This is a genomic window from Elusimicrobiota bacterium, assembly GCA_016180815.1.
Taxonomy (GTDB): Bacteria; Elusimicrobiota; Elusimicrobia; order JACQPE01; family JACQPE01; genus JACPAN01.
In genome coordinates, this window is sequence record JACPAN010000002.1 from 90,624 (window position 1) to 117,565 (window position 26,942).

The 26,942-nt window shown below is 55.4% G+C and carries 22 protein-coding genes; 18 read left to right on the plus strand and 4 right to left on the minus strand.

What is annotated here, in order from left to right; all coding sequences use genetic code 11:
- Positions 1 to 8: 8 nt before the first annotated feature.
- Positions 9 to 548 carry a DUF350 domain-containing protein gene (locus tag HYT79_00475; protein MBI2069052.1) on the minus strand — a complete coding sequence of 180 codons (540 nt, stop codon included), beginning with the start codon at positions 546 to 548 and terminating at the stop codon, positions 9 to 11.
- 26 nt (positions 549 to 574) lie between these two features.
- Complete coding sequence (locus HYT79_00480; GenBank protein MBI2069053.1) at positions 575 to 1,861, minus strand: thioredoxin family protein; 1,287 nt, start codon at positions 1,859 to 1,861, stop codon at positions 575 to 577.
- Positions 1,862 to 1,923: 62 nt separating this feature from the next.
- Here HYT79_00480 and HYT79_00485 point away from each other — a divergent pair, with 62 nt between their 5' ends.
- From HYT79_00485 to HYT79_00560, 16 genes are all read left to right on the plus strand, one after another.
- Positions 1,924 to 3,048 (plus strand): hypothetical protein, encoded by a 1,125-nt coding sequence (locus HYT79_00485; protein ID MBI2069054.1) that lies wholly within the window; start codon positions 1,924 to 1,926, stop codon positions 3,046 to 3,048.
- Positions 3,049 to 3,102: 54 nt separating this feature from the next.
- Positions 3,103 to 3,477 carry a 50S ribosomal protein L31 gene (gene rpmE / locus HYT79_00490; GenBank protein ID MBI2069055.1) on the plus strand — a complete coding sequence of 125 codons (375 nt, stop codon included), beginning with the start codon at positions 3,103 to 3,105 and terminating at the stop codon, positions 3,475 to 3,477.
- A gap of 23 nt (positions 3,478 to 3,500) precedes the next feature.
- A complete protein-coding gene (gene prfA / locus HYT79_00495; GenBank protein MBI2069056.1) occupies positions 3,501 to 4,568 on the plus strand; it encodes a peptide chain release factor 1 in 1,068 nt (355 codons plus the stop codon).
- On the plus strand, positions 4,525 to 5,436 hold the full coding sequence (prmC, locus tag HYT79_00500; GenBank protein ID MBI2069057.1) for a peptide chain release factor N(5)-glutamine methyltransferase: 912 nt from the start codon (positions 4,525 to 4,527) through the stop codon (positions 5,434 to 5,436). The genes prfA and prmC overlap by 44 nt, the downstream gene beginning before the upstream one ends.
- Before the next feature lie 14 nt (positions 5,437 to 5,450).
- Positions 5,451 to 6,755, plus strand: a complete 1,305-nt coding sequence (gene murA, locus HYT79_00505) for a UDP-N-acetylglucosamine 1-carboxyvinyltransferase (protein ID MBI2069058.1) — start codon at positions 5,451 to 5,453, stop codon at positions 6,753 to 6,755.
- Entirely contained in the window at positions 6,756 to 8,045 is a 1,290-nt protein-coding gene (locus HYT79_00510) for a bifunctional folylpolyglutamate synthase/dihydrofolate synthase (GenBank protein ID MBI2069059.1), read from the plus strand.
- A complete protein-coding gene (locus tag HYT79_00515; GenBank protein MBI2069060.1) occupies positions 8,038 to 9,021 on the plus strand; it encodes an SDR family oxidoreductase in 984 nt (327 codons plus the stop codon). The genes HYT79_00510 and HYT79_00515 overlap by 8 nt, the downstream gene beginning before the upstream one ends.
- A gap of 2 nt (positions 9,022 to 9,023) precedes the next feature.
- Complete coding sequence (locus HYT79_00520; protein ID MBI2069061.1) at positions 9,024 to 10,346, plus strand: UDP-glucose/GDP-mannose dehydrogenase family protein; 1,323 nt, start codon at positions 9,024 to 9,026, stop codon at positions 10,344 to 10,346.
- Between the two features lie 8 nt (positions 10,347 to 10,354).
- Positions 10,355 to 11,320: an SDR family oxidoreductase gene (locus HYT79_00525; GenBank protein ID MBI2069062.1), complete on the plus strand. Its 966-nt coding sequence runs from the start codon at positions 10,355 to 10,357 to the stop codon at positions 11,318 to 11,320.
- 22 nt (positions 11,321 to 11,342) lie between these two features.
- Entirely contained in the window at positions 11,343 to 12,785 is a 1,443-nt protein-coding gene (locus tag HYT79_00530; protein ID MBI2069063.1) for a phosphoglucomutase/phosphomannomutase family protein, read from the plus strand.
- A 3-nt stretch (positions 12,786 to 12,788) separates the two neighbouring features.
- The gene (locus HYT79_00535; GenBank protein MBI2069064.1) at positions 12,789 to 13,826 is read left to right on the plus strand and encodes an NDP-sugar synthase; all 1,038 of its coding nucleotides are present in this window, start codon (positions 12,789 to 12,791) and stop codon (positions 13,824 to 13,826) included.
- 30 nt (positions 13,827 to 13,856) lie between these two features.
- Positions 13,857 to 15,077: a methionine adenosyltransferase gene (locus tag HYT79_00540; GenBank protein ID MBI2069065.1), complete on the plus strand. Its 1,221-nt coding sequence runs from the start codon at positions 13,857 to 13,859 to the stop codon at positions 15,075 to 15,077.
- 24 nt (positions 15,078 to 15,101) lie between these two features.
- A complete protein-coding gene (locus HYT79_00545) occupies positions 15,102 to 16,358 on the plus strand; it encodes an adenosylhomocysteinase (protein MBI2069066.1) in 1,257 nt (418 codons plus the stop codon).
- 15 nt (positions 16,359 to 16,373) lie between these two features.
- On the plus strand, positions 16,374 to 17,084 hold the full coding sequence (locus tag HYT79_00550; protein MBI2069067.1) for a CoA transferase subunit A: 711 nt from the start codon (positions 16,374 to 16,376) through the stop codon (positions 17,082 to 17,084).
- Positions 17,084 to 17,734 carry a CoA transferase subunit B gene (locus HYT79_00555; protein ID MBI2069068.1) on the plus strand — a complete coding sequence of 217 codons (651 nt, stop codon included), beginning with the start codon at positions 17,084 to 17,086 and terminating at the stop codon, positions 17,732 to 17,734. Before HYT79_00550 ends, HYT79_00555 begins: the two co-directional genes overlap by 1 nt.
- A 143-nt stretch (positions 17,735 to 17,877) precedes the next feature.
- Positions 17,878 to 18,519 (plus strand): hypothetical protein, encoded by a 642-nt coding sequence (locus HYT79_00560; protein MBI2069069.1) that lies wholly within the window; start codon positions 17,878 to 17,880, stop codon positions 18,517 to 18,519.
- A gap of 22 nt (positions 18,520 to 18,541) precedes the next feature.
- Here the strand turns inward: HYT79_00560 and HYT79_00565 are convergent, their stop codons facing one another.
- Positions 18,542 to 19,672, minus strand: a complete 1,131-nt coding sequence (locus HYT79_00565) for an LptF/LptG family permease (GenBank protein MBI2069070.1) — start codon at positions 19,670 to 19,672, stop codon at positions 18,542 to 18,544.
- Positions 19,669 to 20,748: an LptF/LptG family permease gene (locus HYT79_00570; GenBank protein MBI2069071.1), complete on the minus strand. Its 1,080-nt coding sequence runs from the start codon at positions 20,746 to 20,748 to the stop codon at positions 19,669 to 19,671. Before HYT79_00570 ends, HYT79_00565 begins: the two co-directional genes overlap by 4 nt.
- 157 nt (positions 20,749 to 20,905) lie before the next feature.
- Here HYT79_00570 and HYT79_00575 point away from each other — a divergent pair, with 157 nt between their 5' ends.
- Complete coding sequence (locus tag HYT79_00575; GenBank protein MBI2069072.1) at positions 20,906 to 26,281, plus strand: hypothetical protein; 5,376 nt, start codon at positions 20,906 to 20,908, stop codon at positions 26,279 to 26,281.
- Complete coding sequence (locus HYT79_00580) at positions 26,256 to 26,936, plus strand: ComF family protein (GenBank protein MBI2069073.1); 681 nt, start codon at positions 26,256 to 26,258, stop codon at positions 26,934 to 26,936. Before HYT79_00575 ends, HYT79_00580 begins: the two co-directional genes overlap by 26 nt.
- Positions 26,937 to 26,942: the final 6 nt, after the last annotated feature.

Below are 26,942 nucleotides of genomic sequence, written 5' to 3' on the forward strand. Positions count from 1 at the left end.
CAGGCATGTTACTTCAAGATTTGAATTTTGCCGATCGAGGGCTGGGGGATCAGGGTTTTAGTCAAATTGCCGATGCCTTCGCCCACGTATAAGGATACGATGAATACTACGCCGGCTAGGACGATTCCCACGGCCGCGTTGCCGCGCTCCAACTCTTTGCCTTCCTGGATTTTGACGGTCAGCCGGCCGTAAAGCCGCAGAGCGAAGGAGATGGTCAACACGGTCAGCGTGAAAACCATCACGAAATGCGCCAGGGCGAACAGCGGCAATTGCCATTGGGCCATGGTTTGGCGCCCGGGGGAAGTGAAATAAATTTTCAGCAGGCTCATGATCGGGTAAAGGCCCTTTTGAATGATCATTCCGGATGAAACCATAATCGAGGCGAGCAGGACGGCAACCGCGATATTGCCTTTTTTAAGCTCTTCCTCCTGATTAAAATCCGTATTGGCCCGGTTGAAGATTGTGTAGCTGACATAAACCGACAATACGGCCAAAATAACCTGCACCACGAATTCCACCAAGCTGATCGTCAATCGCGTCAAGAACATGCGATTCGTTCCTCCTTAACGGTCCCTTATTTATTGCTCAATTCTTTGGCTACGACCGCCAATGCGGCGCTTTCTTTGGGAAACGCCCGTTGATTTTTTTGGGCGGCGTTTTGAAGCAACCGCACGGCTTCCTCGCGCCGGCCCAGCGCAGCCATAGCCTTGGCTTTGACGCCGGCGACAGCCAGGCAATTGGCTCCGTAACAGAGCTTGGCCGCCCGTTCATTCCAGGAGAGCGCTTCTTGCGCTTGGCCGCTGCCGACCAGATACTTTGAAAAACGGTGGGGGTAAACGTAATCCTGGGGATAAGCTTCGATCAATTCAGCATAGAAGGAACGGATTTTTCCGTCATCTCCAGCGAGCTCCAGAAAAAATCGCAGATTGTCGTCGCGGTTCCTGTCCGCGCCGACACGAGGGGCGTCTTGTTGAATTTGGCGGACGGCGCGCTTTAATAGGGCGGCTTGTTTGTTTTTTGCGCCGCGTTGGGCGTAAACATCGGCCAGCGTTTCGATCCCGGTGCGAAAGTCGGCGCAGCGATTTTCGGCGGCGGCGAAAAAGCGGCGATTGACCAGGCGCTCGAGAGCTTGCTGCGCGTTCTTGAGAACGGTTCGTTTTGTTTGCGGGTCCTCGTTCTCTAAAAGTTTCCGGCCGAAATAAAAGTCATAGGCTAGATCGCACGATGTTTCCGTTTTAAGCAGGCGTTTGAGATGCTCCAGCCCGCCGGGACGCCCCAAGCGCGCGGCCGCCATCAGGCCGAGGCGATCCGTCAAAATTCGCCATTGGAGCCGCTGATCGAGCCGTTCGTTGAGGGTTTTTTCCAAACCGGCGATCTCGCGCTCGGCTGCTTCATATTCCGCGGCCGCCAAACGCGCTCGGAGCGTTTTGATCGCCTTCTCTTCGTCCGATTCGGATGATTTGATAATCTCGCTCAGTTGCGCGAGAAAATCTTTTTCCGTTTGTTCTCCGGTGATTCTTCCGGCAACCCGGCTGTCCGAAGTCAAAATCAGGTATGTGGGCAGGAAGCTGACGCGGTGTTTTTCTTTGAGAGCGGCGCCCTCTTTCTGATCGACATCCACCTTGAGCAGAACGAAATCCTTCGTCGCGGCGGCGAAGCCGTTGTTGGCCAGCACCTGCTTGTCCATGTAGTAGCAGGAGTAGCACCAAGGCGCGTAAAAGTCGACCAGCACATGTTTATTTTGAGCGCGGGCAATGTCCACGGCCTGGTTCCAATCGGTCAGCCAGAGCGATTCATTGGAGGCGTTCGTAGGCAGGCAGAGGAAAAGAAAAGCGCAAAAGGAAAAGATGCCGCGATTCATGCTCCCTTATTGAAGCAGTTTTTGAAGTTGTGGTCATGGTTTTGCCCTGATAAACTTATGCCATGGGCCATCGTTCGATCCCGGCGCCGGTTTTTATCGTTTGCTGTTTGGTTTGTCCGCTTCTAGCGGATGAAACCGTGATCCATTACAGCGGGGATTCGTGGCGGTTCCCCGGACGTTCGGCTGCAACCGGCGATTACATGCCGTCGGGCTCCAATTCCCTTTTTGACAGGGCTTCCACGCTCAGGCCCGACCGGGCGACGGGCGGCTTTAGCGATGATTTGAAGATTGAAACCAGTTACGCCGCGTTCCTCGGCCGCATTCCGTCCGCTCAAATCGATGACGTGTTCAGGCGTTATCGCCGGAAAATCGACGCGAATGAAAGGTTTCGCAACGCATTGCGCCGCTTAATGGAGGATCGCTCGTTTTTTTTGGCCGCCAAAGATTTTCTGCAGAATGGCGGGCGTTTCGAGGCCTGGGAGTTCGGGGGGCGTTATGATTGGCCGAGCAAAACCCTCGGCATCGGGCTCGGCTGCAATGAAGGGAGCTTCTGCGAACCCGTTTTGGAGCCGGATACAACCTTGGTTCATGAGCTTCTTCATTATATTTTCGACAAACGGGACTCCGTTCTTTACGAAGCCGCGGACGTAGGAGGGGCGGATCATCAAGCCATCGCTCCTTTGGAAGAGCGTTTCAGAATCGCGATGCTGATCAGTCTGGGCCGTTCGCCGTTGAATGAAAACGCCATCAACGGACTTTATGGTTTCACCTCATCAGGGAGATTGGGCGAGCAGACGCAGGCATTAATCGATAGGGGAGATCCGGAGGCCTTGGGCCGGTTCGTCGAATCCGATGCTTTTTATACCAACTACGTTCATTCCGGCATGGTGTCCACGCTTTCCAGCAATGCGGTGGGCGCGGAAGGCGATTACATATTTACCGACGCCCAGGTCCGGGATTTGGCTTATTTGTGGGCCATTAACGCCACTATTTTGCGGGAATCTTTCCGCCTGGCGGCGGCCATGATGAGAAGTTCCACCACCACTTGGGAAGCGACGTTCGCCAACGGCGATTACGGCATGCGTTTCGGCAGTTTCATGGGGGCTTTCATCGGCCGTTTGCAGTTGAATCCGTCCTCCGGGCCTTCCCAGGCGGCGAGGGAAGCGATGACTCCCTGGTTGCCCTAACGAAATTCCCGCCGCATCCACAGAGCCCGGAAAATAAGCTAAAATTCTTCCGATATGAAAGAAGGAGTTCATCCGAAGTATTTTCTGACCAAGGTGGATTGCGCCTGCGGCAATACCTTCACGACCCGTTCCACCAGGCAGGAATTGAAGCTCGAAATTTGCGGCGCCTGCCATCCTATTTTCACCGGCAAACAGAAATTTCTCGATTCAGCCGGACGCATCGACAAGTTTTTGAAGAAATTCGATCAGGCCAAACTTCATACCGAAGGCGTCAAGAAAAAGAAAGAAGCCGAGAAGCTGGCCGTCAAACGCGCGGCTGATCGCGCCGCCGCCGCCAAGAAGGCCGCGTTAGCCACGCAGCCGACCACCAGGGCGCCCAAAAAGCCCAAGGTTCTTTCAAGCCGGCCGGTCGCCAAAAAGTCCTCTTAGCTCCTTTCCTCCAACCTCGTCTCTTGCCCATCGATGCCGCTCCTTTAAAGAAAGAACTAGATGAAATTCTTTCCGTTTTAAGCCGGCCTCAGGCTTTATCCGTGCCGAAGATGAAGGAGCTTTCCGTTCGCCGCCGGCAATTGGAGGAAGTGCTTTCGGGTTTGGCTGAGATCGAGCGGCTGGACCGGGAACTGACCCATCTCAAAGACGCCAAAGGCGATGCCGATTTGGCGGCCTTGGCGGAAGAGGAGATGAAGGCCTTGGCCGCGCGCCGGATCGCCGTCGAGGCGCGCGTTTTGGAAGCCTTTGCGGGCTCCGATCCTATGGATGAACGCAACATTTTCCTTGAAGTTCGGGCCGGGGTCGGGGGCGAGGAAGCGGCGCTGTTTGCGTCCGATTTATTGCGCGTTTATCAGCGCTATGCGGAGACACGCGGGTTTCGATGGGAGCTTCTCGACGTCAATGCCACAGGTTTAAAGGGTATCAAGGAAGCCACGGCTTATGTCTCCGGTTCTCGCGTTTACCGGCAGCTGAAATGGGAAAGCGGGGTCCATCGCGTCCAGCGCGTGCCTAAAACCGAGGCCAGCGGCCGCATCCATACCTCGACCGTCACAGTCGCGGTTCTGCCGGAAATGCAGGCTCAGGAAGTGGCCATCGACGCCAAGGATTTGAAATTCGACACGTTCAGGGCGGGCGGCGCCGGGGGCCAGAACGTCAACAAGGTGGAAACCGCGGTCAGGATTACGCATTTACCCACGGGCACGGTTGTGGCCTGCCAGGAGGAGCGGTCCCAGTTTCAGAACCGGGAAAAGGCCATGAAAATGCTTTTGGCCAAGCTGGCTCAAGTCGAGAAAGAAAGGCACGCGAATATGGTCACGGAAACCCGCCGCGCCCAGATCAAGGGTGCGGAGCGCTCGGAGAAAATCAGGACGTACAATTTCATGCAATCCCGGGTGACCGATCATCGCGTCGGGCTTTCTCTGTTTAATATCGATGAAATCATGGACGGGGGCATCGGCCCGTTTATCGAAGCCCTCCAAAAAGATTATGTCATCCAGCGCATTGCGCGTCCGAAATCAGAAAGCGCCTGAAACGGCATCGTCGCTCCTATCCGCGGCCGAACGCCTGCTGCGATCCTGCCGCGCGCCTGAACCCAAAGCAACCGCGGAATATTTATTGGCCGGCGTTTTGGGCGTTGAACGGACCGAACTGGTTTTATTGGGGAATGTCCCCGCCGCAGCCGGACGCAAGTACCGGCGTTTGGCCGCTGCCGTCGGGCGGCGGCGCCTGCCGTTGGCTTATGCTTTGGGGAGCCAGGATTTCATGGGTCTCGATTTAAGGTTGCGCCCGGGAGCGGTATTGATCCCCAGACCGGAAACCGAGTCTTTGGTCGAGCTGGCGGTCAGGGAAATCAAATTATCCTGGTCTGCGGGCGCAAAATTGACAATCGCGGATATCGGCACGGGCTCAGGCAATATTGCTTTGGCCCTGCGACGTTTTTTAGGCGATGCCTACTCTCTTGAAATCTGGGCCACTGATTGTTCCTCTGCGGCTTTAAGTGTGGCCAGGAAGAACGGGCGGCGTTTGAACGATCTAGGCTCCATCCGTTGGGTTAAAGGCCCGTTGTTTGAGCGATTGCCCTCGAAGATTCGTTTTCACGCGATCGTATCGAATCCTCCCTATATTGCCGAGGGCGATTGGGCGCGGCTATCTCCTGAAATCAAACGCTGGGAGCCTAAAAGCGCGTTGGCAGCCGGGCCGGACGGCTTAGCGGTGATCCGGCCGTTGATTCATGAGGCCCCCCGGCGTCTTTGCCCCGGCGGGTTATTGGCCTTTGAATTCGGGCGCGGCCAGGCACGCACCATCGAGTCTCTTCTTAAACAAAATGGTTTCCATTCGTTGAAACTGATGAAAGATTATCAGGGTTTCTTTAGAGTTGTTTTAGCAAGAGCGAGTTAACATAATCTTCCATCATGGATGCTTATAAAATCGACGGCGGTTTTGCTCTGCGCGGCTCGGTTGAAATCAGCGGTTCGAAAAACGCGTCCCTTCCCTGTTTGTTCGCTTCTTTGTTGACACCCGAACCCGTGCGCATCCGGCGCCTTCCCGTTCTCCGGGACACGAATACCGCGCTTTCGTTGTTGAAAACGTTGGGCAAAGAGGCGTTCAAGGGAGGCGACGTGGTTTGCCTTGAAGAAAAAAATTTTTCAAGGGCGGTGTTCAGGGAAATTACCGCTCCTTATGATTTGGTCAAGCAAATGCGCGCCAGCATTCTTTCAGCGGGCCCCATGCTGGCTAGATGGGGAAAGGCCAGAGTCTCGTTGCCCGGCGGCTGCGCTATCGGCCTGAGACCCATCGATATTCATCTCGACGGCTTCAAAGCCATGGGCGCCAAAATCAGCGTTCACGGCGGCGATCTGGAGCTGACCGCGCCCAAAACAGGCTTGAAGGCCGCGCGTTACCGTTTGCATTTTGAAAGCGTGGGCGCCACGGAAAATTTGATGATGGCCGCGGCGTTTTGCCCGGGGGTCAGCGTCCTCGAGCGCGCGGCCCGTGAGCCGGAAATCACGGACTTGGCCTCGATGCTTCAAAACATGGGCGCGATGATCGAAGGAGCGGGGACCTCGAGGATCGTTATCCGGGGGAATAAAAATTTGCGCGGAACCGATCATGCGGTGATCGCGGACCGCATTGAAACCGGGACGTTCGTTTTATTCGCCGCCTCGGCGCCCGGATCATCGTTAGAAATCACCGGCTGCGTGCCGGAGCATAACCGGGCGCTGCTGGACGCCTGCCGCAAGGCGGGCGTGAGCGTCGAAACTTCGGTCCAGGCGATCCGGGTATCGACGCCCAAAGGTTTCCGGCCACGGCCGTTGTCGATTAAAACCAAGGTTTATCCCGGCTTCCCGACGGATATTCAGCCGTTGTGGACGGCTTTCATGTCGCGCGCGCGCGGACGGACCACGGTTCAAGAGTCCATTTTTGAAAATCGTTTTCTTCATGTCGCGGAGTTAAACCGCATGGGCGCGGATATCGCCGTCAGGGGAGACCGGGCGCTGATTCGCGGCGCGGGAACGTTGACCGGGGCCAAGGTCATGGCCGGTGATTTAAGGGCCGGGGCCGGCTTAATCGCCGCGGCCTTGGCCGCCGGAGGCCAAAGCGTGATTTCCAGAATTTATCACGTCGACCGCGGCTATGAAAATCTGGAGGGAAAATTATCGGCTTTGGGCGCGCGGATCAAGCGATTTGTGGAAGTCCGTTATCAAAGAGTGGCTTAAATGGATTTATTCGGCGAGGCCCTGCGTTACCTTGATCGGAAACAGGAATCAAAAATTCTTCTCGGCTTGGACCGGGTCAGGCGGTTTCTGGCGGCCATCGGCAATCCTCAGGATGGTTTGCGCGTCATTCACGTCGCGGGAACCAACGGCAAGGGTTCCGTTTGCAAAATGCTTTTCCAGGTTTTTGTTGAGGGGGGATTCAACGCCGGGCATTACAGCTCTCCACACTTAATCAACGTTACGGAACGTATTGAAACCCGAAACGGGCCGATTCCTGAATCGGATTTCGCGGCTATCATCAGCCGGTTAAGGGACATCCCCGGCCATGATGATTTGACGTATTTCGAATTGCTGACGGTTGCGGCCTTTGTTTATTTTCGGGAAACCGGCGCCGATCCGGTCATTTTGGAAACGGGTTTGGGAGGACGCCTGGACGCCACCAATGTGATCGTGCGGCCCTTGGCGAGCGTCATTACCGCGATCGGCATGGATCACGTGAATTTTTTGGGCTCGACGATTGAAGAGATCGCCCGCGAGAAAGCAGGCATTGTCAAAAACGATGTTCCTGTTTTCACCGGATCGCTGCCGCCCGAAGCCGAGCGCGTGATCAGGGAAATCGCCCAAGCCAAATCCGCTGCCCTGCATCAGCCTGATTTTTCCGGTTTGCGTTCGGTTTATTCATGGGAGGAGGCTCTTCAACGCGTCGAATACGGCGGGCAAAAATATTCCTTGCGTTTATTGGGCGCCGAGCAGCCGGCGAATTCGGCTTTGGTGGCCGAGATTTTCAAGGTCTTGGCCGATCGAGGGTTCGAATTATCCCCGGTTGCGATTGGGCGGGGTTTAGGCAGGGCCGAACTACCGGGGCGATGGCAGTTGCGCCGCGTTGATAGCAAACCCTGGGTTTTGGACGTGGCGCATAATGAGCAGGCTGTTTCTTGCTTTCTAAAAACATGGCGGCGTTCGCCGTTTTTTGACGTCCGGCCCAGACGAGTTGTTTTGGGCTTCATGAAAGACAAGGATTATCCGGCCATGCTCAGGCAATTGTCCCCGCATTTCGAGGAATTTTATCTAGGCGGTCTTGACTCGCCGCGATCCTGCTCGCCCGCGGCATTGGCCGGGGAGCCGGCCTTGGGGGGGACCCGTGTCCGGGTTTTTGAATCCATGGGCGCCGCCCTCGGCGAAGCGATCAAGCCGCCGTCGCCGGCTTTCACCGCGGTTCTCGGCTCCTTTCGAGCCGTCGCCCCTTTTGAACATGTTTTAAATTTGGCTACAATTTCGACCTATGCCTAAGGAATTGGCGCTGGTCACGGGAGGCGCGGGATTCATCGGTTCGCATATCGCGGAATCCTTGCTTGAGCGCGGCTATGAGGTGCGCATTCTGGATGATTTTTCCACCGGAAAAAAAGCGCACATCCATTTGTTCGAAAGCAAAGTCGATCTTCACCAAGGAAGCATTACCGACGAAAGCGCTTTAAAGAAGGCTTTATCCGGCGTGCGCTATGTGTTTCATCAGGCGGCCATCCGCTCCGTTCCCAAAAGCGTGGATCAACCCAATCTTTCCAATAACGTCAATGTCACGGGGACGCTTAATGTCTTGCGCTTGGCCAAGGAAGCCGGCGTCAAAATGGTGGTTTACGCTTCAAGCTCATCGCTCTATGGCGACGGGCTTGTATTCCCCCAGCACGAAGAATTGATGCCCAAACCCATTTCGCCTTATGCGGTCAGCAAATTAGCCGGAGAGCTTTACGCGCGGGTGTTCGCCAAATCCTTCGGCCTGCCGACGATTTCTTTGCGCTATTTCAATGTTTACGGACCGCGTCAGGATCCCGAATCCATTTATTCGGCCGTGATCCCCCGTTTTATGGAATTAGCCAAGGAAGGCCGGGCGCTTGAGATTCATTGGGACGGACGTCAGTCGCGGGATTTCACTTACATCGGCGACGTGGTCCAGGCCAATTTGCTGGCGCTTAAGGCCCCGGTAAAGGCCTACGGCGAGGCCTTCAACGTGGCCAGCGGCAAAAGTTATTCATTGCTTGATTTGATCCGGATCATCGAAAAGATCATCGGACGCAAACTCGAAAAACAATTTCAGCCTCGCCGCCACGGCGACGTGCGCAAAACCTCGGCGAGCATCGCCAAAGCCCGCCGCTTGCTTAAATTCAAACCGCAGATGGCGTTTGAAGCCGGATTGCTCGCAACCTGGCGTTATTTCGAAACGGACGGCGAACAAGCGCCGGCGGGCGGCCAACTCAGCGCGATTCATTAAATATGCCCGGCCGCTCCCCTTCAAAATCGAAAAAAGTCGGCGTCATCGGCTGCGGCTATGTCGGCTTGGTGACCGGCGCTTGTTTTTCAAAAATGGGCCATGATGTTTTTTGCGTTGACAACGATTCTTCGAAAATCGACGTTCTCAAGAAGGGCAAGCCGCCGTTTTTTGAGCCCGGACTCCCCGAATTATTGACCAAAGCCAAGCGGCAGGGGAAACTCCGCTTCGGATCAAGCATCGCGGAGATGATGCGCCATGCGGAAGTGGTGTTTATCTGCGTCGGCACCCCGCCGCGATCCGACGGCAGCGCGGACCTTTCGGCCATCGAGGCCGTGGCCCGCGAAATTGCGAGAAATTTGAGCCACTACACGCTGATCGTGGAAAAGTCCACGGTGCCGGTGGCTACCGGCGAGCAGGTGGCCCGCGTCATTGGCGGCGAAAATTCCAAAAATATTCCTTTCGACGTGGCGAGCAATCCCGAATTTTTAAGGGAAGGCACGGCCATCGAGGATTTTTTCGAGCCGGATCGAGTGGTGTTCGGCGTCAATTCGCCGCGCGCCGAGAAAATGTTGAGGGAACTGTTCTCTTCGGTGAAGGCGCCGGTGATCGTGACGGACATTAAATCCGCGGAGTTGATCAAACACGCCTCCAATTCTTTTTTGGCGACCAAAATCGCCTATGCCAACGCTTTGTCGCGCATCTGCGATTTGATCGGCGCGGACGTCACCCAAGTCATCAAGGGCGTGGGCATGGATAAAAGAATCGGGCGGGCTTTTTTAAACCCGGGTTTAGTCGGCGGTTTTTGCCTGCCCAAGGACCTTGAGGCTTTCTATCACATCTCCAAGCGCATGGGCTATGATTTCAAACTGCTGCAAGCCGTCAAGGAAATTCATGAAACGCAGAAAGACCATGTCTTGAACAAGCTCGAGGAGGAGCTCTGGAATCTGGAGGGGAAAACCGTCGCGATCCTGGGTTTGTCGTTTAAGCCGAACACCGATGATTTGCGTTTCGCTCCCAGCTTGGACATCGTTAAAAGGTTGTTGTCCCGGGGCGTGCTGATCAGGGCTTATGATCCGGCCAGCATGGATAAAGCCAAGCAGATTTTAGGCAACCATACCGTTTCTTTCGCCCAGGATCCGTACGCCTGCTTGAAGGGAGCGCATGCCGCGATTCTGGTCACGGAATGGGATGAATTCGGCGGGCTGGATTTTGCCCGAGTCAAAAAGGAAATGGCCTTGCCCGTTCTTATCGATGTCCGTAATTATTGGGACTCGGCCAAGCTCAAGAGTCTGGGCTTTCGCTACCGCGGCATCGGCCGCAATTAGGGCCGTTGATGCGTATCCTTTTAACCGGCTGCGCGGGCTTCATCGGGTCTCATTTGACGCGCCATCTGGTGGCCAAAAAGCATCATGTCATCGGCATCGATAATTTGCTGACCGGGCATTTGCGCAATCTCGAAAGCCTCTATGAAACCGGTCGGTTTCAGCTCATCAACGCCAATGTCAGCGATTACATCCATGTTTCAGGTTCGATCGACGCGGTCATGCATTTCGCGAGCCCGGCCAGCCCCATCGATTATTTGAAGCACCCGATCCCGACGTTGAAAGTCGGCGCTCTGGGAACGCATAACGCCTTGGGCGTGGCCAAAGCCAAAAAAGCGATATTCATGCTGGCTTCCACCAGCGAGGTTTACGGCGATCCCCAGGTTTCACCCCAGCCCGAAACTTACTGGGGCAATGTCAATCCCGTGGGCCCGCGCGGCGTTTATGACGAAGCCAAGCGCTTCGCTGAAGCCATGTCTATGGCTTATCACCGGGTTCACGGCATCCCGGTGCGTATTTTGCGGATTTTCAACACCTACGGCCCGGGCATGCGCCCGGATGACGGGCGGGCCATCCCCAATTTCATCACCCAGGCGCTCCGGCACAAACCCATAACGGTCTACGGCCGGGGAAGCCAAACGCGAAGCTTTATGTACATTTCCGATTTGGTGGAGGGCATTTATAAATTTTTATTGTCCGGGTATAACGGCCCCATGAATTTGGGCAACCCGGCGGAGATGACGATTTTGGAATTGGCTCAGGCCATTAAGGAGATGACCGGCAGCCGCGGCAAAATCGTGATGCGCGATTTGCCGACGGACGATCCGAAGGAACGCCGCCCCGATATCCGGCTGGCCAAGCAAGTGTTGAGTTGGCAGCCTAAAGTCGATTTAAGGGAAGGTCTGACTCAAACTATTAAGTATTTCCGAGAAATGATCGGCGCGCCGAGCAGGCGTTCCGCAAGCGTTTCCGGATGAAAGCGAGGGATTCATGGAGGTCGTGGAACGCGTGAGCCAATCGCCGGAGCATCGGGCGCCCAAGAGCCCCATCCGTTTCGGCACGGACGGCTGGCGGGCGGTGATGGCGGAAGAATTTACATTCGCCAACGTGAGGAAAGTCGCCTGGGCCCTGGGCCATTGGATGCAGAAAAATGCCCCCGGCAAAGCGGTTTTCGTGGGTTATGACCGGCGTTTCGCTTCGCGAGAATTCGCGGAAGAGGCCGCGTCCGTGACCGCGGGCGCCGGCATCGAGACGCGCCTGGCCAACGATATTTTGCCGACACCCGCTTTTTCTTATTTGGCGAAGAAGAGCAAGGCTTATGCGTTGATCGTCACGGCCAGCCATAACCCGCCGACGCATAACGGTTTGAAGATTAAAACGCCCGACGGCGCTTCGGCTCCGGTGCGTATGACCAAAGAAATCGAATTTTTGACGCTGCAGGCGCCGGAGGAGCTTCCCAAAACCCGTTGCTTGGCCGACGGCACTTTGCGCCGGGAATATGTTTCCTATTTGAGGCAAATGGCGGTTCGGGTGCGCTCGAAGCTGAGAGGTAAAAAAATCGCCGTTGATTATCTTCATGGCTCAGGAGCCGGATTTCTTGAGGAGGCGCTGGGCGAGCGCTCCATCGTGGCTAGGCGCAAAGAGAGGGATCCGGAATTCGGCGGCATCGCTCCCGAACCCATTGAGAAAAATATGGGGGAGTTGAAAACGCTGGTTAAAAAGTCGAAGGCGTTGTTGGGCGTGGCTTTAGACGGCGACGGTGATCGTGTCAGCCTGGTGGATGACAAAGGCAATTATCTGGCCCCGACCACGGTTTTCCCGATGTACGCGTATTACCTGGCCCTGCATAAAAAGAATCGCGGCGAAATCGTCCAGGGCGTTTCTTTGGGGTATCTGGGGGAGCGCGTGGCCCGCAAAGCCGGCCTTCCTTTCGCCTGGGTTCCCGTGGGCTTTAAGAACATCGCGGAACGCATGGTTGCCGGCGACGTTCTTTTAGGCGGCGAGGAATCCGGCGGCTATGCTCTGGGCCGCTTGCTGCCGGATCGCGACGGCTCAGCCAATGCGTTGCTGATGGTGGAACTGCTGCTGGAATTGGGCTTGAAGCCAAGTCAATTGGTTGAGCGCATTTTTAAGGAATTCGGTCCTTCTTATTACGAGCGTTTTGATCTTCATTTAAGCGAGACCGTTCAGGCGGACGCCTTTCGCGAGGCCGCGGTCAGCGAGCTTTTGCCCGGGCTTGAGTCCAGCGGCTACCGGCTGAAGGAAAAAGTGATGATCGACGGGTTGAAGGCGTTTTTCGACAACGGCAGCTGGCTTTTGCTGCGGCCCTCCGGCACCGAGCCCTTGGTGAGGATTTACGCGGAGTCCGCGACGAAGAAAATGACGCGCGAACTGCTGGGCTTGGCTTCAGGCTGGGCGAAAACGAAACTGAGTTCCAAATAGCCCATGAAAGCCATGGTTCTTGCCGCCGGCGAAGGGACGCGTCTGCGCCCGTTGACGCTGGATAGGCCCAAGCCCATGGTGCCCGTGGTCAACAGGCCCAATATCGGCCATGTCTTGGACAAGTTGTCTAACGCAGGGATCAAAGATGCCGCGGTTAATCTTTGGTTTCATTCCGATCTGATTAAAAAATACGTCGGCAAGGGAACAACGTGGAATATCGGGATTCGCTATTCCCAAGAGAAAAAATTGCGCGGAACAGCGGGCTCCATCGCGCCGCTGAAGGATTTTTTTAAAAAAGACAGCTTCGTGGTTTTATCCGGCGACGGCGTTTCCGAACTCAACATCAACGAGCTTGAAATGCATCACCGCAAAAGCGGCGCCATCGCCACGGTGGTCTTGGCTCAGGTGGACGCGCGTTTTGATTACGGGCTGGTGAAATTAAACGGCGCCCATCAAGTGACGACTTTAATCGAGAAGCCGAGCTGGCGCGAGGCCTTCGCCCCTTATGTCAACACCGGCATTTATATGTTCGAGCCGGAAATCCTCGACTGGATTCCCGGCGACGGGCCTTTTGATTTTGCGCGCGAACTTTTCCCCAGGCTTTTGGCCGAATCCCAGGTCGTCAACGGCTATGTGCTCGACGGCTATTGGTGCGATATCGGCAATTTGAAGGAATACCGGCGCTGCCACAAGGATATTTTAGACGGCAAAACCCGCGTCAAGATTCCGGGGGAAGAAATCGAGCCGGGCGTTTGGGTCGGGGAGAAGACCCGCATCGGGAGCGGCGTGTCCATCGAAGGGCCGGTCGCCATCGGCCGTGGCGTAACCGTTGAAAAATCCGCTAAAATCCTGCCGTATAGCGTCATCGGCGACGGCTGCCATATCAGCCGCGGCGCGGTGATCGATGAATCGATTTTGTGGGAAAAAGTCAAAGTGTCCGCGGGCGTGCGCGTCTCCGGATGCGTGTTGGCTGACGGGGCCGTTTTAAAGGAAAACATGGCTTTTTTCGAAGGCGCTGTGTTAAGCGCCAATCCGCAATAGGCGATCAAAATATAAGGAGAACAACGACATATGTCCAAAGGGTACTATGAGTTAACCAGCGAATCCGTAGGTCCGGGCCATCCGGATAAACTCTGCGATCAGATTTCAGACGCGGTCTTAGACGAGGTGTTGGGGCAGGACCCCACGGGCCGGGTGGCTTGCGAAACCTTCGCCACTTCTCAGTTGATCGTCGTCGGCGGGGAGATTACGACCAAGGCGGACGTCGATGTCAAAGGCATCGTCCATAAAGTTCTCAAAGACACCGGTTACACGGACACGCGTTTCGGCGTGACGCCGGAAACCTGCACGGTGCTCAACGTGGTCGGCAAACAATCGCCGGATATCGCCCAAGGCGTGGATACGGGCGGGGCCGGGGATCAGGGCATGATGGTGGGCTTCGCCTGCCAGGAAACGCCGGAATTGATGCCTTTGACCATCATGCTTTCTCATAAGCTGATCCGCCGCCAGAAAGAGGTACGCGAAAAAGGCGTTTTGAAATACCTGGGCCCGGACGCCAAATCCCAGGTGTCGGTCACGTATTTGGACGGCAAGCCGCTGAAAGTCACCACCGTGGTTTTATCCACGCAGCATACGGATGAGATTCTGGATAAGACGGGACGCCAAATTACCGAAAAAGCCAGAAAAGAAATCATCGAGGCCGTTATTCTGCCTGTGTTAGGGCCGAGATTATTGGACCCTAAAACGCGCATTTTGGTCAATCCCACCGGAAAGTTCATTATCGGCGGCCCGGCGGGCGACACCGGGTTGACCGGGCGCAAAATTATCGTGGACACTTACGGCGGCATCGCGCCTCACGGCGGCGGGGCCTTCTCGGGAAAAGACCCGACAAAAGTGGACCGTTCCGCGGCTTATATGGCCCGTTACATCGCCAAAAATATCGCGGCCGCCAAGCTGGCGGAGAAAGTTTATGTGACCTTGGCCTATGCCATCGGCGTGGCCGAGCCGGTGAGCGTGCATATCGACTTTCAGGGAACAGGGCTTCCCGGACTTTCCGAAGAGCGCGTGTCTCAAGTGGTGCGCAAGGTTTTCTCATTGACGCCCAATGGGATCATCAATCAGCTCAAACTGCGCCGGCCGATCTTCAGGCCGACTGCAGCGTTCGGGCATTTCGGCCGTCCGGAGTTTCCGTGGGAAGCGACGGACAAAGTCGAGGCTTTGCGGGAAACGTTGGGCGTCAAAAACGGCCATTCGAATCATCGTTCGGCCAAAGCAGCCGCAGTCGCGGCTTGATTTAAGGATTATCAGGAGGAAATGATGTCATCAGAAGTTAAAAGTTTAAAGCTGGCCAAAGCCGGTTTCAACAAAATCGAGTGGGCGGACCGGGGCATGCCGGTCGTCGCCAGCATCCGCGAGGAGTTGAGGAAATCCAAGCCGTTGAAGGGCATGAACATTTCCGCCTGCCTCCACGTCACCGCGGAAACCGCGAATTTGATGCGGACGCTTTCAGAAGGCGGCGCCAAAGTGGCGCTGTGCGCCTCCAATCCTCTCTCGACGCAGGATGAAGTGGCGGCCTCGCTCGTCAAGGATTTCGGCATTGACGTGTACGCTGTGCGCGGCGTGGGCCGCGACGCTTATTACCGTCACATCAAGAAGGCGCTTGCGATCGAGCCTGAAATCACCATGGACGACGGCGCTGATTTGGTGACGTTGATTCATCAAAACGGCGTGCACGGGGAGCGTCCGCCCATGGGCGGCACAGAGGAAACAACCACGGGCGTGATCCGTTTGAAGTCCTTGGCCGCGAGCGGGAAACTGCGCTATCCCATCATCGCCATCAATGACGCGGACACCAAGCACTTTTTCGACAATCGCTACGGCACCGGGCAATCCACGGTTGACGGCATCATCCGCGCCACCAACCTTTTACTGGCCGGCAAGAATTTCGTCGTGTGCGGCTACGGCTGGTGCGGCCGCGGCGTGGCGAGCCGCGCTCGCGGCATGGGCGCCCAGGTCATTGTGATCGAAGTCGACGCGGTGCGCGCTCTGGAAGCGGTGATGGACGGATTCCGCGTGTTGCCGTTGAAAGAAGCCGCCAAGATCGGCGACATTTTCGTCACGGTCACGGGAAATACCACGGTATTGGGCAAAGAACACTTCGCTTTGATGAAAGACGGCGCCGTTCTAGCCAACTCCGGGCATTTTGACGTTGAAATCGACTTGAAGACGCTGAAAACCATGACCAAATCCGTCCGGGAAACGCGGCCCCTGGTTGAGGAATATCTCCTGAAAACCGGACGCCGCGTTTTTGTCCTAGGCCAAGGCCGCTTGGTCAATTTGGCCTGCGCCGAGGGGCACCCGTCCTCGGTTATGGACATGTCGTTCGCCAATCAGGCGCTCTCGGTCGTTTACCTAAAACAGAAAGCCGGAGCCTTGGGCCGCGAGGTCATCGATGTTCCCAAAGAGATCGACAAGAAGGTCGCCGCGCTCAAACTCAAGACGTTGGGCATTTCCATCGATACCTTGAGCGACGAGCAGGAAAAATACCTCAACAGCTGGGAGTTGGGAACTTAAGCGCGCAGGTTCAACGTGGGCAAGACCGTCTCATCCGCCCAAGAAGCCGTCAAGGATATCGCCGACGGCGCCGTGATCATGGCGGGGGGCTTCGGCCTTTGCGGCATTGCGGAAAATTTGCTGCACGCCCTCAGGGACAAGGGCGTTAAAAACCTCACCATGATCGGCAATAATGCCGGGACCGATCAATACGGCGTGGGGATTCTCATCGCTAACGGCCAGGTCAAAAAAATGATCATGTCCTACGGCGGGGAAAACAAGCATTTCGAGCGTTTGGTTTTGGATAAGAAACTGGACGTGGAATGGACGCCGCAGGGGACTTTGGCTGAGCGCATCCGCGCCGGGGGCGCGGGCATCGGCGGTTTTTTTACGCCTACGGGCTACGGCACCATCGTGGCCGAAGGCAAAGAAACCCGGCAAATCGACGGGCGCTGGTTCGTATTGGAGAAGCCGCTAAAGGCCGATTTCGCCTTTATCCGCGCCTGGAAGGGGGATAAGGCCGGAAATTTGGTTTACCGAAAAACAGCCAGGAATTTCAATCCCATGATGGCGACCGCGGCTAAAGTCACCATCGCGGAGGTCGAGGAGCTCGTCGAGATCGGGCAAATCCCGCCCGATCAAATCCATACGCCCGGCATTTTCGTCAAGCGTATTTTCCAAGGCGAGCGTTATGAGAAACCCATCGAACGCCGGACGGTCAGAAAGAGGGAAACAGCGACAGTCTGATGGATATTCGGGAAAAAATCGCGCGCCGGGCCGCCAGAGAGTTAAAAGACGGCGATTACGTTAATTTGGGCATCGGTTTGCCCACCTTGGTGGCGAATTACATTCCCGATGGCGTGCGCGTCACTTTTCACACGGAAAACGGCATGTTGGGCTACGGGCCTTACCCTTGGGAGGGGCAAGAAGACCCTGATTTAATCAACGCGGGCAAGGAAACCATCACCGAGCTCCCAGGCTGCTCCTATTTTAGTTCCGTAGACTCGTTCGGCATTGTGCGCGGCGGGCATTTGGATGTCACGGTGTTAGGCGCGCTGCAAGTCGCCCAAAACGGGGATTTGGCCAATTGGATTGTCCCGGGGAAAATGGTCAAAGGCATGGGCGGAGCCATGGACATCGTCTGCGGCACTAAAAAAGTCATCATCGCCATGGAACACGCCACCAAAGACGGCCAGCCTAAAATCGTCAATCAATGTAATTTGCCCTTGACCGGCAAAAACGTGGTGAATTTAATCATCACCGAATTAGCGGTCATGGAAGTGACGCCCCAAGGCCTTGCAGTCAAAGAACTCGCCGAAGGCGTCACTTTGGATCAGGTCCAGAAATTAACCCAACCCAAGCTTTTGTTTTCATCCGGTCTCAAACAGGCTTTTTAAATCCTGCCTCCCGTAACCGGGGTCATCCAATCGTCAAAAGCCGCGCACAAAGGGTCTCCTTACTACCTATTGATTTTTTAGGGAACCCCTGTTAAATCATAGGTAGGGGAGAAATTGAATTACGGTTGGGGAGGAGGACTAGCATGAGAAACAGAGATGCCATCAGGGGGGTCACTTTAAGCGTGCTGATGAGTTTTGTCGGATTAGGCAATGTGTTTGCCGTACAGACCGTTGATGTGGAAGGCGATACTATAGAAGCTGCCCAGAGTGATGTGAGCCATGGTTGTACCGCTCTGCTGGTTGTCCTAAGAGATCGTCTTGGAGATAACGCGCCCGAGAACGCCGAAGGTCTTAATAACAAGTGTCAAAACCTCGAAAGCAGGTTGAGTGAAAGGCATGTCGGCGGTTTTTGGTATGTTCCAAGGACTATTTGGAGAAATTTCCGGAGTTCTCTCGATGAATTTAAGGTCCAGACGGAGGAATTGGATAGGGAAACGATGGGTCCAAGACTTGAGGGTGAAGAGATTAATATGGCTGACGTGGAAGCGAAGCTGCAAATTATTTCCATGGCCATTGAAGATATGGAGAAAATTTTTGATAAAGCCGAGGCTAAAAAAGCCAGACGGAGTTCTTTTCGCTGCGACAGCGATAGTCAATGGGACGGCTTCCGGGCGGAGCTGCGTATGAGAGATTGCGGCGTCAACTTAGAATTGCGTGAGCGAGCATGCCGTCTTGACCGTGATGTGGTCAGATTGGCTGCGGGGAATGCCTGTACGACGCGATAGGCCCTAGAAGCCGCCTATCAGGTTATTTACCAAGAAGTTTTGGAGAGCGTGTCGCTTGAGCCGCTGCAATAAAAACGAGATGCGGCCCCCAGGCCGCCAGAAGGGGATGAATCAGGCCGTGCCCGGCTAGGGTCTTGGACAGGTTTAAGACGAACCAATAGGCCAATCCTAAAACGATCGTTATCCCGAATAAAACCAGTTTTCCCTTAAAAATTTTCCTAGGCAGGACGTTTAATACCGTAATCGCCAGAATGACCATGATCAGAAACGAGCTGGGCCAGGCCCAGCGGGCATGATATTCGGTCAGAAGATTTCTGTGCGCCAAGCCGCGTTGCTGCATGATTTTCAGGTTTTCGGTCAGCTCCGGCACAGTCATCATATCCGGACTCCAGGCCCAGGGCAGCAGGTCGCCGGGCGTTTCATCGAGCTGCAAAATGCGCCTGGACGTGATGTTGGTGGTAACGGCGCCGGGCTGCGTGTCATCTATTTGTCCGGGGGCATAAGCGTGTTCCGCGACCTCTTCAAGCATCCACAGCAGGCGTTTACCGTCGAAGCGTCCCCGTTTGGCGAATACCTCGCGCACATGGCGCTGTCCATCCCATTCGTCCAGCCAGAAATCCCGGAAGCTTTCGTCCTTCGGGTCGAACGATGCGAAAGCGAAATAGCGCCCTTCCCGGCCTTTCGCGACAAAATTTTCGAGAGGCCCTGAGGGTTTGTTCTTTTTTTGAATCACCGTTTTTAAATAGTCCTTGGCTTGCCGGTAGAAAACCGGCGCCCTGGATTCAACGCCGCATAATCCGGCCAAGTTCAGCAGCAGAGCCGCGGCGATCAACGGCAGATAAATCCGGGCCGGCCTGATCCCCAGGCCTTCCAAGGCGGTCAATTCTCCGGTGCGGTGCGCGTCGTCTAAAACCGTCAAGGAACTCCCCAAAAAGGCCAGCGGAGCGGCTTTCCAAATCCAGAAGGGAAGCTGCCATCCGAAGTAAGCGCCGATGGCGCCGATCGTCGCCTTGTGATTCATAAAAACGTCGAGTTTTTCCAGGAATACGGAAAGAACGAAAAGAATCGTGAAAAAGCCGCACCATAGGGTGAATTGAAAGACCAACTCTTTCATCAGATGCCGGTCGTAAAGGAAACGATGCCGGTTGATCATGGCGCCAACAGCAGGGACAAGAGCCAGCTTAACGAGAGAAAAGCCGGGTTGGCCATCCAGGGCTCTTTAACGCTGGTGGCCAGAACAAGGAGAAGCCAATAAGCCCCCAGCATGGCCAAGGCCAGGCCGAAACCGAAGCCTTTGGAGCGCCGGCGTAATTTAACCGTAACCAAGCCGCAGGCCAAGGCCAGGGCCAGGGGAGAAATAGCCAGCGCGTGCCTTGATTCAAGCTCCAAGCGATGCTGCAGGGAATCGCCGGCCGCCTTTTTAAGTTCGCGGCTGACCATCTCTCTGGGGGATAATTCGTGTTGTGCGGGAGGCAGCAAGGGGAGCGTGTTTTCATAAGTGGCAAAGGAGCAGGTGGTCAGGTTGCCGGGCTCAGTCAGGTCGGGATAATCCAATTTGCCTGAGAACACCCGCAGGAAAAGCCCCGGCTTTCCTTCGGCGTCTTCTTGAATCCGGTAAACCGCGCTTGAGCCGGTGACTTTATAGGGAAATTTTTGTTCCGCATTGGATGCGTTTTGATCCCGGCTCGAATAAATGACCACTTTGTTTAAACGGTTGCCGGTTACCTCTTCGGCGAAGATTTGAGTCCGGCCCAAATCAATCCAGGTTTGCGGCTCCACCCTGAAATTTTTGGCGATATCCCGGCCTTCATAGGCGAATCGTTTCAAATGCAGGCGGGCCAATGGTCCTGCGTGGTGGATCAGGGGGAAAAGACAAGCGGATAGAACAGCGCCTAGAACAGCCAAGAGCGCCAGCAGGTGTTTGTGGACGGCCGCTCCCAGGCTCTCCAAGGCGATCAGCTCATTGTCTTCGTGAAGCCTGGCCATGGTCAGCGCAATGCCCAGGAGCAAGGCCATGGGGCAGATGAATCCGGCCACGGTCATCCAGTATTGGGCGTAGAGGTAGCCAAGCGAGCCCAGAAAAACCGAGAGGCTGCTGCCTGCGACCAACAGGGCTAATTCAAAAATTTTTGATGATTCGGCAAAAAAGAAAAAAAGGCTGAAAATACCGATTCCCAGGCAAAAGTTGCCCAGCCACTCTTTTAGGAACGCGTAGAAAAAGATTTTCAATTTCCAAATGATTTTATTGCATTTCCGGGTTGTTTCCATAAAACTATAGGTAGCGCGCCTCCCCTAGGGGGAGGCCTTATTATGTTTCAGCCAATGATAGTGGCCACCTGGCTGAAGAAGGTATTATTGCGCCTGCGTATGACAGGAGGGAGAGGGCTTGTCTCGTAAGGTCCTTAAGGTATTTTTTAGGACCGCGCTGTTGGCGGTTTTGGGAATTTTTTCCGTCAAGGCGCTCGCTTCCCATCTGGAAGACCCCTGGCTGATGGAAGAGGTCGAGCGCATGTATTCCCCAGGCGCGAGTTTCGTCATCTTCCCCAGAAAATCCGGCGAACCCATTTTGCCCAGCTTGAAATACCCCATCGAGGAGGAAGTGATCGAAGAGGAAGCCGTGCCCTGGGAAGACTTCATTGCGCGCTTTAGGCCTTTGCGTCTCAGGCACCGTCTTTATCATGAGGCCAGGAAAGAAGTGGAATTTCAAGAGCGCGCGCTGACGGCCTTTGAAAACGAAGAGGTGGAAATCGCCAAGCGTTTGGCGATTTCCGTCCCGCTCGCCCTGCCTGCCGCAACCCCCAGGCCCAGGCCTCCCGAGCTTGAAATTCCGGCCTGGGAAGGGAAGGTTTCCATTGCCGGCCGCAAGCTGATCGCGCTCAATATCCAGAATAAGAAATTCACCAATGCGCCCCATCCCTTGAGGCCGCGCTCTCAACCCAAACCCACGTTCGATCTCAGGCAGGAACTGCAGTTAAGAATCAGCGGCAATGTGTCGGACCGGGTCATGGTCAACGTAGATTACGACGACACCAAGGAAAACAAAAGAGATATCTCCATCGTGTACAAGGGCGCGCCCGGGGAAACGGTCAAAGAGATTTCCTTCGGCGACATCACGCTGAATCTTCCCCAGACGCAGTTCACGTCCTATTCCAAGCAGCTCTTCGGCATCAAGGGCGAGTTTGATTTCAGGCGCGCGCGCCTGATGGTCGTGGGCAGCCAAACCAAGGGCCAATTCGCCATCAAGCGATTCTCCGGGCAATATCAATTCGAGTCGGGGGACATCAAGGACACGGATTATATTCGCCGGACCTATTACAACCTGGCGTTTTCTCAAACCCATTTGCCGTTAAAAGCAGGCAGCGTCGTGGTTTTCCGCGACGACAGGAACCCGACGAACGACTCCAACGCGCAAGAGACGGGCGTCGAAGATTTTGCGGTGCCCTCATCGACATATTCGGGGAAAATGGATGTTTTGATCGCGGGGGTGGATTATGTCGTGGACCATCAAAACGGCATCTTGCGTTTTACCGGTTCCCAGGCTCCCAATGCGATCATCGCGGTCAATTACATCACGGCATCGGGTCAGCAGCTTTCATCGTTATCCGGCACCGGCAAGCCTAAGATTATCAAGACGGACAACGATCTTCCCATCGCGGACGCGACCAATGAAACGGGTTACCGGCGCGAGGCGAAAACGTTTTATTCCTTCCGCCGCAATAAGATTTTAAGAGACGACGGCAAAGGCAGTTTTATCTTGAAGCTGCTGGAAAACGGCAGCAGAAAAGACGTTTCCGGCACTTTGGGGATCAAATATCCCGATCAAATCGCGGTGGACTTCGAGCAGGGCACGTTCCAACTGGCGGCCCCGATTCCGGACGCGGAGGTTTATTTGCCCACGCCGATTTCGAAATACCTCTTCGCTTTTGAAATCCGTTTCGTTTTGAAGACCTATATCCTGCAGCCCAACATGGTTTTGCAGTCGGAGAAAGTGTACCGGGACGGGCAATTGATGACCCGCGATCTGGACTATTTCATTGATTATGATTCGGGCTTTTTGACGTTTCTGAGGCCAGAACTCATCAGGCCCGATAGCCAGATCGAAGTGACTTACGAAGTCGCTCCGTTTGGTTCGCGTTTGACCGAAACCTTGATCGGCGCCCGGGGCGAGCTGGACTTACTCAAGAACGTGCAGCTGGGCTCTTTCTCCATGAGCAAGCTCTCCATGGGCTCCTCGATCTTGCTCCAGCAGGCCGCCAAGCCGGCTACGATCCCGGACATCCGGTCGCTGCCGACGAGCTACTCCATTTACGAGGGCGATCTTCATATGGATTCCTTGAAGCTGCCCATGGTGCCGTTTACCAGCAGTCTCCACGGTGAAATCGCGCAGAGCTTGCGCTCGCCGAACACCTTCAAGAAAGCGCTGATCGAATCCATGGAAGGGATCAAAATCGAAGACAATGTGGTTTTGCAGCCTTTATTTTGGTTCCCCGCGGCCAATCCTCCGGGCAATACGCCGGCCAAGCTGGGGACTGTTTCTCTTTCGGCTGAAAGCGAGCGCATCAAAGCCATCAACCCGGGCGCGGACGTCGGCGACAACGATACCCAGGAAGTGCTCCGTTTAAATTACGATTTTAGCGCCTCCAGCGCGGCCAGCGTGCAATTTTTGTTTTCTCCGATCGGCCTTGATTTTTCAAATAAAGAGTTTTTGGAGCTGGCCTTGATCGGGGATACGACTTCCAACGACGGCCCGGAAATTTCCTTTCATCTCGGCCGCGTTGACGAGGACGCGGACGGCGACGGCCGGCTCGACACCGAAGACGTCAACAGCGACGGAGGCTTGAACTTCGGCGAAGATATCGGTTGGACCTACGACAACCCGGATGCGACGACCGAAAAAATCGGCCCCCAAAACGGCCGCTTGGACAGCGAAGATTTGGATCGAAACGGCCGCTTGGACAGCGAAGACCCGTTGATCGGCGGGCGCTTCGGGCTGGTGGCCGGCTCCACTTCGAGCGTCGTTGATTTCGACACATGGCGAAGCACGGCCGTATCCTTGGGCGTCACGTCCTCTAATCAAAGCCAGTGGGTCAGCATCAAGGCCTTGAGGGTTACGCTCAAGCGCCGCCCCGGAGGCAAGACCATGGGCTCGGTGCGCATCGGCAGGATCGGGGTTGCGGGCAGCCGCTGGGAGCGCCCGGCGCTGGTTTCCTCGTCGGGAACGGTGCGGGTCGGCCCTATCAACAATGTGGATGATATCGGGTATCAACCCCTTTACTCAGCGGGCGGGGAGACCCAAACGGTTTTTGACGAGCTTTACGGCGGCAATCAGTCTGGGCCCGGCGGCTTGGCTGCGCAAACGCAGCGGCGGCGACGCGAGCAGGCGTTGAGGATTTCGCTGCAAAATTTCTCACCCACCGGCGGATCGCCGGGATCGGTCAATACGCGGCTGTCCTTCGTGCGCCCCGTCAATCTTCAGAGCCATAAGGTTCTGGCGTTCTTTTTCAACGGTCCGGCAACCACGCTGCCGGCGGGCACCAGCTTCTTTTTCCAGTTCGGCTCAGCCGGCGACTACTATGAATACCGCGTTCCCCTTGGCCAGGGCAATGTGAACCGGCAATGGTATTTGTTCAAGATCCGGCTGGAGGATCGAAACAAGGACGGCAATGTCGACGACGTTTTTCCTGAGAATCGTTCGGAGTTGGGCGTGGGCGTGAGCGTCACGGGAAACCCCAATTTGTCGAACGTCACGCAAATGGTGGCCGGCGTTATTTTGCCCGCCGGCGCTCCGGCGATCAACGACGAGGTCTGGCTCAACGATATTTTCATGCTCGAACCGCGGGATAAAAAAGGCGTCGCCAAGTATTTGTCCATGGATTTTAACCTGCCCCGCTGGATGACTTGGGGGTTCTCCTATAAATCTTACAACCAGGATTTTGAGAGTCCGGGTCAGGCCATTCTCAACCAAGGGTTGAGCCAGCGGACGGCCAATCTAAACTTCACGCGGCTCTCGTTCATGCCGTTGAGCGTTTCCGGCAGCCGCGAGGTGGTTTTAACGCCCAGCGTCATTCAAACGGGATCAAACTTGGTTTCCCAGCTTTCCGAGGGCCGGGTCGAAAAAGAGTCGGTCAGCGGCAGCGGCAGCCTTGATTTGCCGTTGTTGCCGCCCGTTTCCTGGGCCGCCTCCAAGAATCGGACCGACAACAAGAATATCCGAAGAATCGACGAGAACGAAACCCAGTCCGGGTCGCTGTCGTGGCCGGCTCCTCTGGGGCTTAAATTCATCCAATCGTGGTCCAACAGCGCTTCGCGGACATTGTCCAAGGTTTTCTTTCATAAGGACGACCGCCTGAAGGGTTCCGATGATTTGAGGGAGATCACGGACACGGTAGCGACGTCCATGTCCTTTGGTTTTTTCAACAATCGAGTGGGTTTGTCGCCCAATTATCGCTTGTCGACGTCGAACGAGCGGCGGGACGTTCTTAACGCGGACGACACGATCACCAAGCAGAATTACCCAAAATCGCGTTCGCAAAACGCGAGTGTGACCGCGACCTTGCGCCTATTCCCCTGGTTTGAGCCTACGGCCAGCTTCACGAGCACGATTCAAGAGAGCCATAGGGTCGAAAGCGCCTCCTTCACCCTGGCCGGAGTCCCGGGGCAGTTTGTTCGCGGGGATTTAAAAAGCATCAACCGCCAGTCCAGCCTTTCCATTTCGCAGAATTTCGATTTCGCGCGCATTGTTCCGACGTGGCGCTTGTTCAGGGCTTTCAATCATTACGTGAATTTTCAGACCACGGACGGCGACGCGTACGAAAACGTGATCCGCGGATTCAAGGCCGGGGACAAGCTTTGGGTCCGCAAGCCGTTGGAAGTTGAGAATCCGGGCGCGCGGCGCACGACGCTCACCTTGCGGGATTCGATCAGCGTCAATTCGCGCTGGACGCCGTTTATCGCGATTTGGCCGCAAAATCCCCTGGCGACCCTATCCATCGGCAATAATTACGCCCGATCCCTGGACCGCTCGGAAACTACCGGCACCGAACGCAAGAGTTTGAGTTTGAGCTTTCCGGATTTGACCGTCTCCCTGTCTCAAATCGAGCGCATCATCAGGACGCACGGCTGGATGTCTTCAACGTCTTTGACTACGCGTTTCAGCAAGCGCCTGCAGTCAAACGTGGGTATCGACAAAAGAGTCGACATCAACACCGGCGGGGATTTTCATTTCGTGGCTTGGCAGCGTTACGATTTTACGACCAGCTATTCTGAGACTCAGAGCCGGGCCTTTAACCTTTTGACGCAAATCAAGACCAGCGACGCCCTGGCGCGAACTTTGTCCCTGCAAGTGGGTTTTAACTGGAGCGTTTGGCGATTGACGAATAAATTCGGCTATGCCGACGCCAAGGCCGTGGATTCCACGGACCGCCTGACCCAGGATCAGAAAACCATCAATCCTTCCGTCGGGGTTCGCGGCGATTTCAGCCTGCCCGCGGGTTTGGGCCTTCCGTTTACTTCCAAGCGGTTGACGTTCACCAATCGCGTTATTTTAACCTCGGATTTAAGCCTGGACCGGAAATCTTCGCTCCTGAACGTGGAGCAGACGAATACGGAAACCTGGAACTGGAACTTAAACGGCGATTTTGAAATCGGAAAAAATTTACGCGCCGGACTGGGGTCCGGGGTCAGCATGTTCAAAAATAAAGTGCTCAAAGACCAAGATTTCTATACTTACTCGCTCAATGGGCAAGTGGTCTTCCAGTTTTAGGGTCGCGCTTGATTTCTTTTTTCCTTCTTTTTGCGCCGGCTGCGAGGTTTATTTAGGGTTTCGCGCCGATCCCCGCCGCCTGTGTCCAAGTTGCGAGGTCAAGCTGGAGGCGGCGCGTCAAGAGCATGTCAGCCGGCGCTCGGGCGGGGGGTCGCTCGACGCGTTCTTTAGCTTCGGACCTTATGGCAGCGAACCGCTGACGACCCTCATTCACAAAATCAAATACCAGCAGAAGGATTGGATTTTTGAGGCGCTGGAGCCGGCTTTGCGCCGTCATTTATGCGGGTTTAATCTTGAGTCCATGGTTGATGCCGTGGCGCCCGTGCCGCTTCATTCTTGGCGCTTAAGGGAAAGGGGATTCAATCAAGCCGAGATTATCGGTCAAGCGGTCGCCGAACATATCGGCAAGCCGCTGGAGAAGGGCTTGATGCGCCGCAGCCGAAGGACAAAACCCCAGATGAGCTTGACGGATAAAAGCCTGCGGCGGGCGAATGTGCGCGGCGCTTTCGAGGCTTTGCAGCCGGGTTCGGCGCAGGGAAAAAGTTTTCTTCTTGTGGATGATGTGTCGACGACAGGCGCCACGCTTCATGAAGCGGCCGCGGCTCTGCGCCAAGCCGGGGCGCGCAAAGTGATCGGCTTCGCGTTAGCCGCTTAGCTCTAC

Bases quoted from the DNA above. Each gene is read 5' to 3' on its own strand.
- HYT79_00475 (MBI2069052.1), bottom strand. From the start codon at position 548: ATGTTCTTGACGCGATTGACGATCAGCTTGGTGGAATTCGTGGTGCAG.
- HYT79_00480 (MBI2069053.1), bottom strand. From the start codon at position 1,861: ATGAATCGCGGCATCTTTTCCTTTTGCGCTTTTCTTTTCCTCTGCCTG.
- HYT79_00485 (MBI2069054.1), top strand. From the start codon at position 1,924: ATGGGCCATCGTTCGATCCCGGCGCCGGTTTTTATCGTTTGCTGTTTG.
- rpmE (MBI2069055.1), top strand. From the start codon at position 3,103: ATGAAAGAAGGAGTTCATCCGAAGTATTTTCTGACCAAGGTGGATTGC.
- prmC (MBI2069057.1), top strand. From the start codon at position 4,525: ATGTCATCCAGCGCATTGCGCGTCCGAAATCAGAAAGCGCCTGAAACG.
- murA (MBI2069058.1), top strand. From the start codon at position 5,451: ATGGATGCTTATAAAATCGACGGCGGTTTTGCTCTGCGCGGCTCGGTT.
- HYT79_00510 (MBI2069059.1), top strand. From the start codon at position 6,756: ATGGATTTATTCGGCGAGGCCCTGCGTTACCTTGATCGGAAACAGGAA.
- HYT79_00515 (MBI2069060.1), top strand. From the start codon at position 8,038: ATGCCTAAGGAATTGGCGCTGGTCACGGGAGGCGCGGGATTCATCGGT.
- HYT79_00520 (MBI2069061.1), top strand. From the start codon at position 9,024: ATGCCCGGCCGCTCCCCTTCAAAATCGAAAAAAGTCGGCGTCATCGGC.
- HYT79_00525 (MBI2069062.1), top strand. From the start codon at position 10,355: ATGCGTATCCTTTTAACCGGCTGCGCGGGCTTCATCGGGTCTCATTTG.
- HYT79_00535 (MBI2069064.1), top strand. From the start codon at position 12,789: ATGAAAGCCATGGTTCTTGCCGCCGGCGAAGGGACGCGTCTGCGCCCG.
- HYT79_00540 (MBI2069065.1), top strand. From the start codon at position 13,857: ATGTCCAAAGGGTACTATGAGTTAACCAGCGAATCCGTAGGTCCGGGC.
- HYT79_00545 (MBI2069066.1), top strand. From the start codon at position 15,102: ATGTCATCAGAAGTTAAAAGTTTAAAGCTGGCCAAAGCCGGTTTCAAC.
- HYT79_00555 (MBI2069068.1), top strand. From the start codon at position 17,084: ATGGATATTCGGGAAAAAATCGCGCGCCGGGCCGCCAGAGAGTTAAAA.
- HYT79_00560 (MBI2069069.1), top strand. From the start codon at position 17,878: ATGAGAAACAGAGATGCCATCAGGGGGGTCACTTTAAGCGTGCTGATG.
- HYT79_00565 (MBI2069070.1), bottom strand. From the start codon at position 19,672: ATGATCAACCGGCATCGTTTCCTTTACGACCGGCATCTGATGAAAGAG.
- HYT79_00580 (MBI2069073.1), top strand. From the start codon at position 26,256: ATGGGCAAGTGGTCTTCCAGTTTTAGGGTCGCGCTTGATTTCTTTTTT.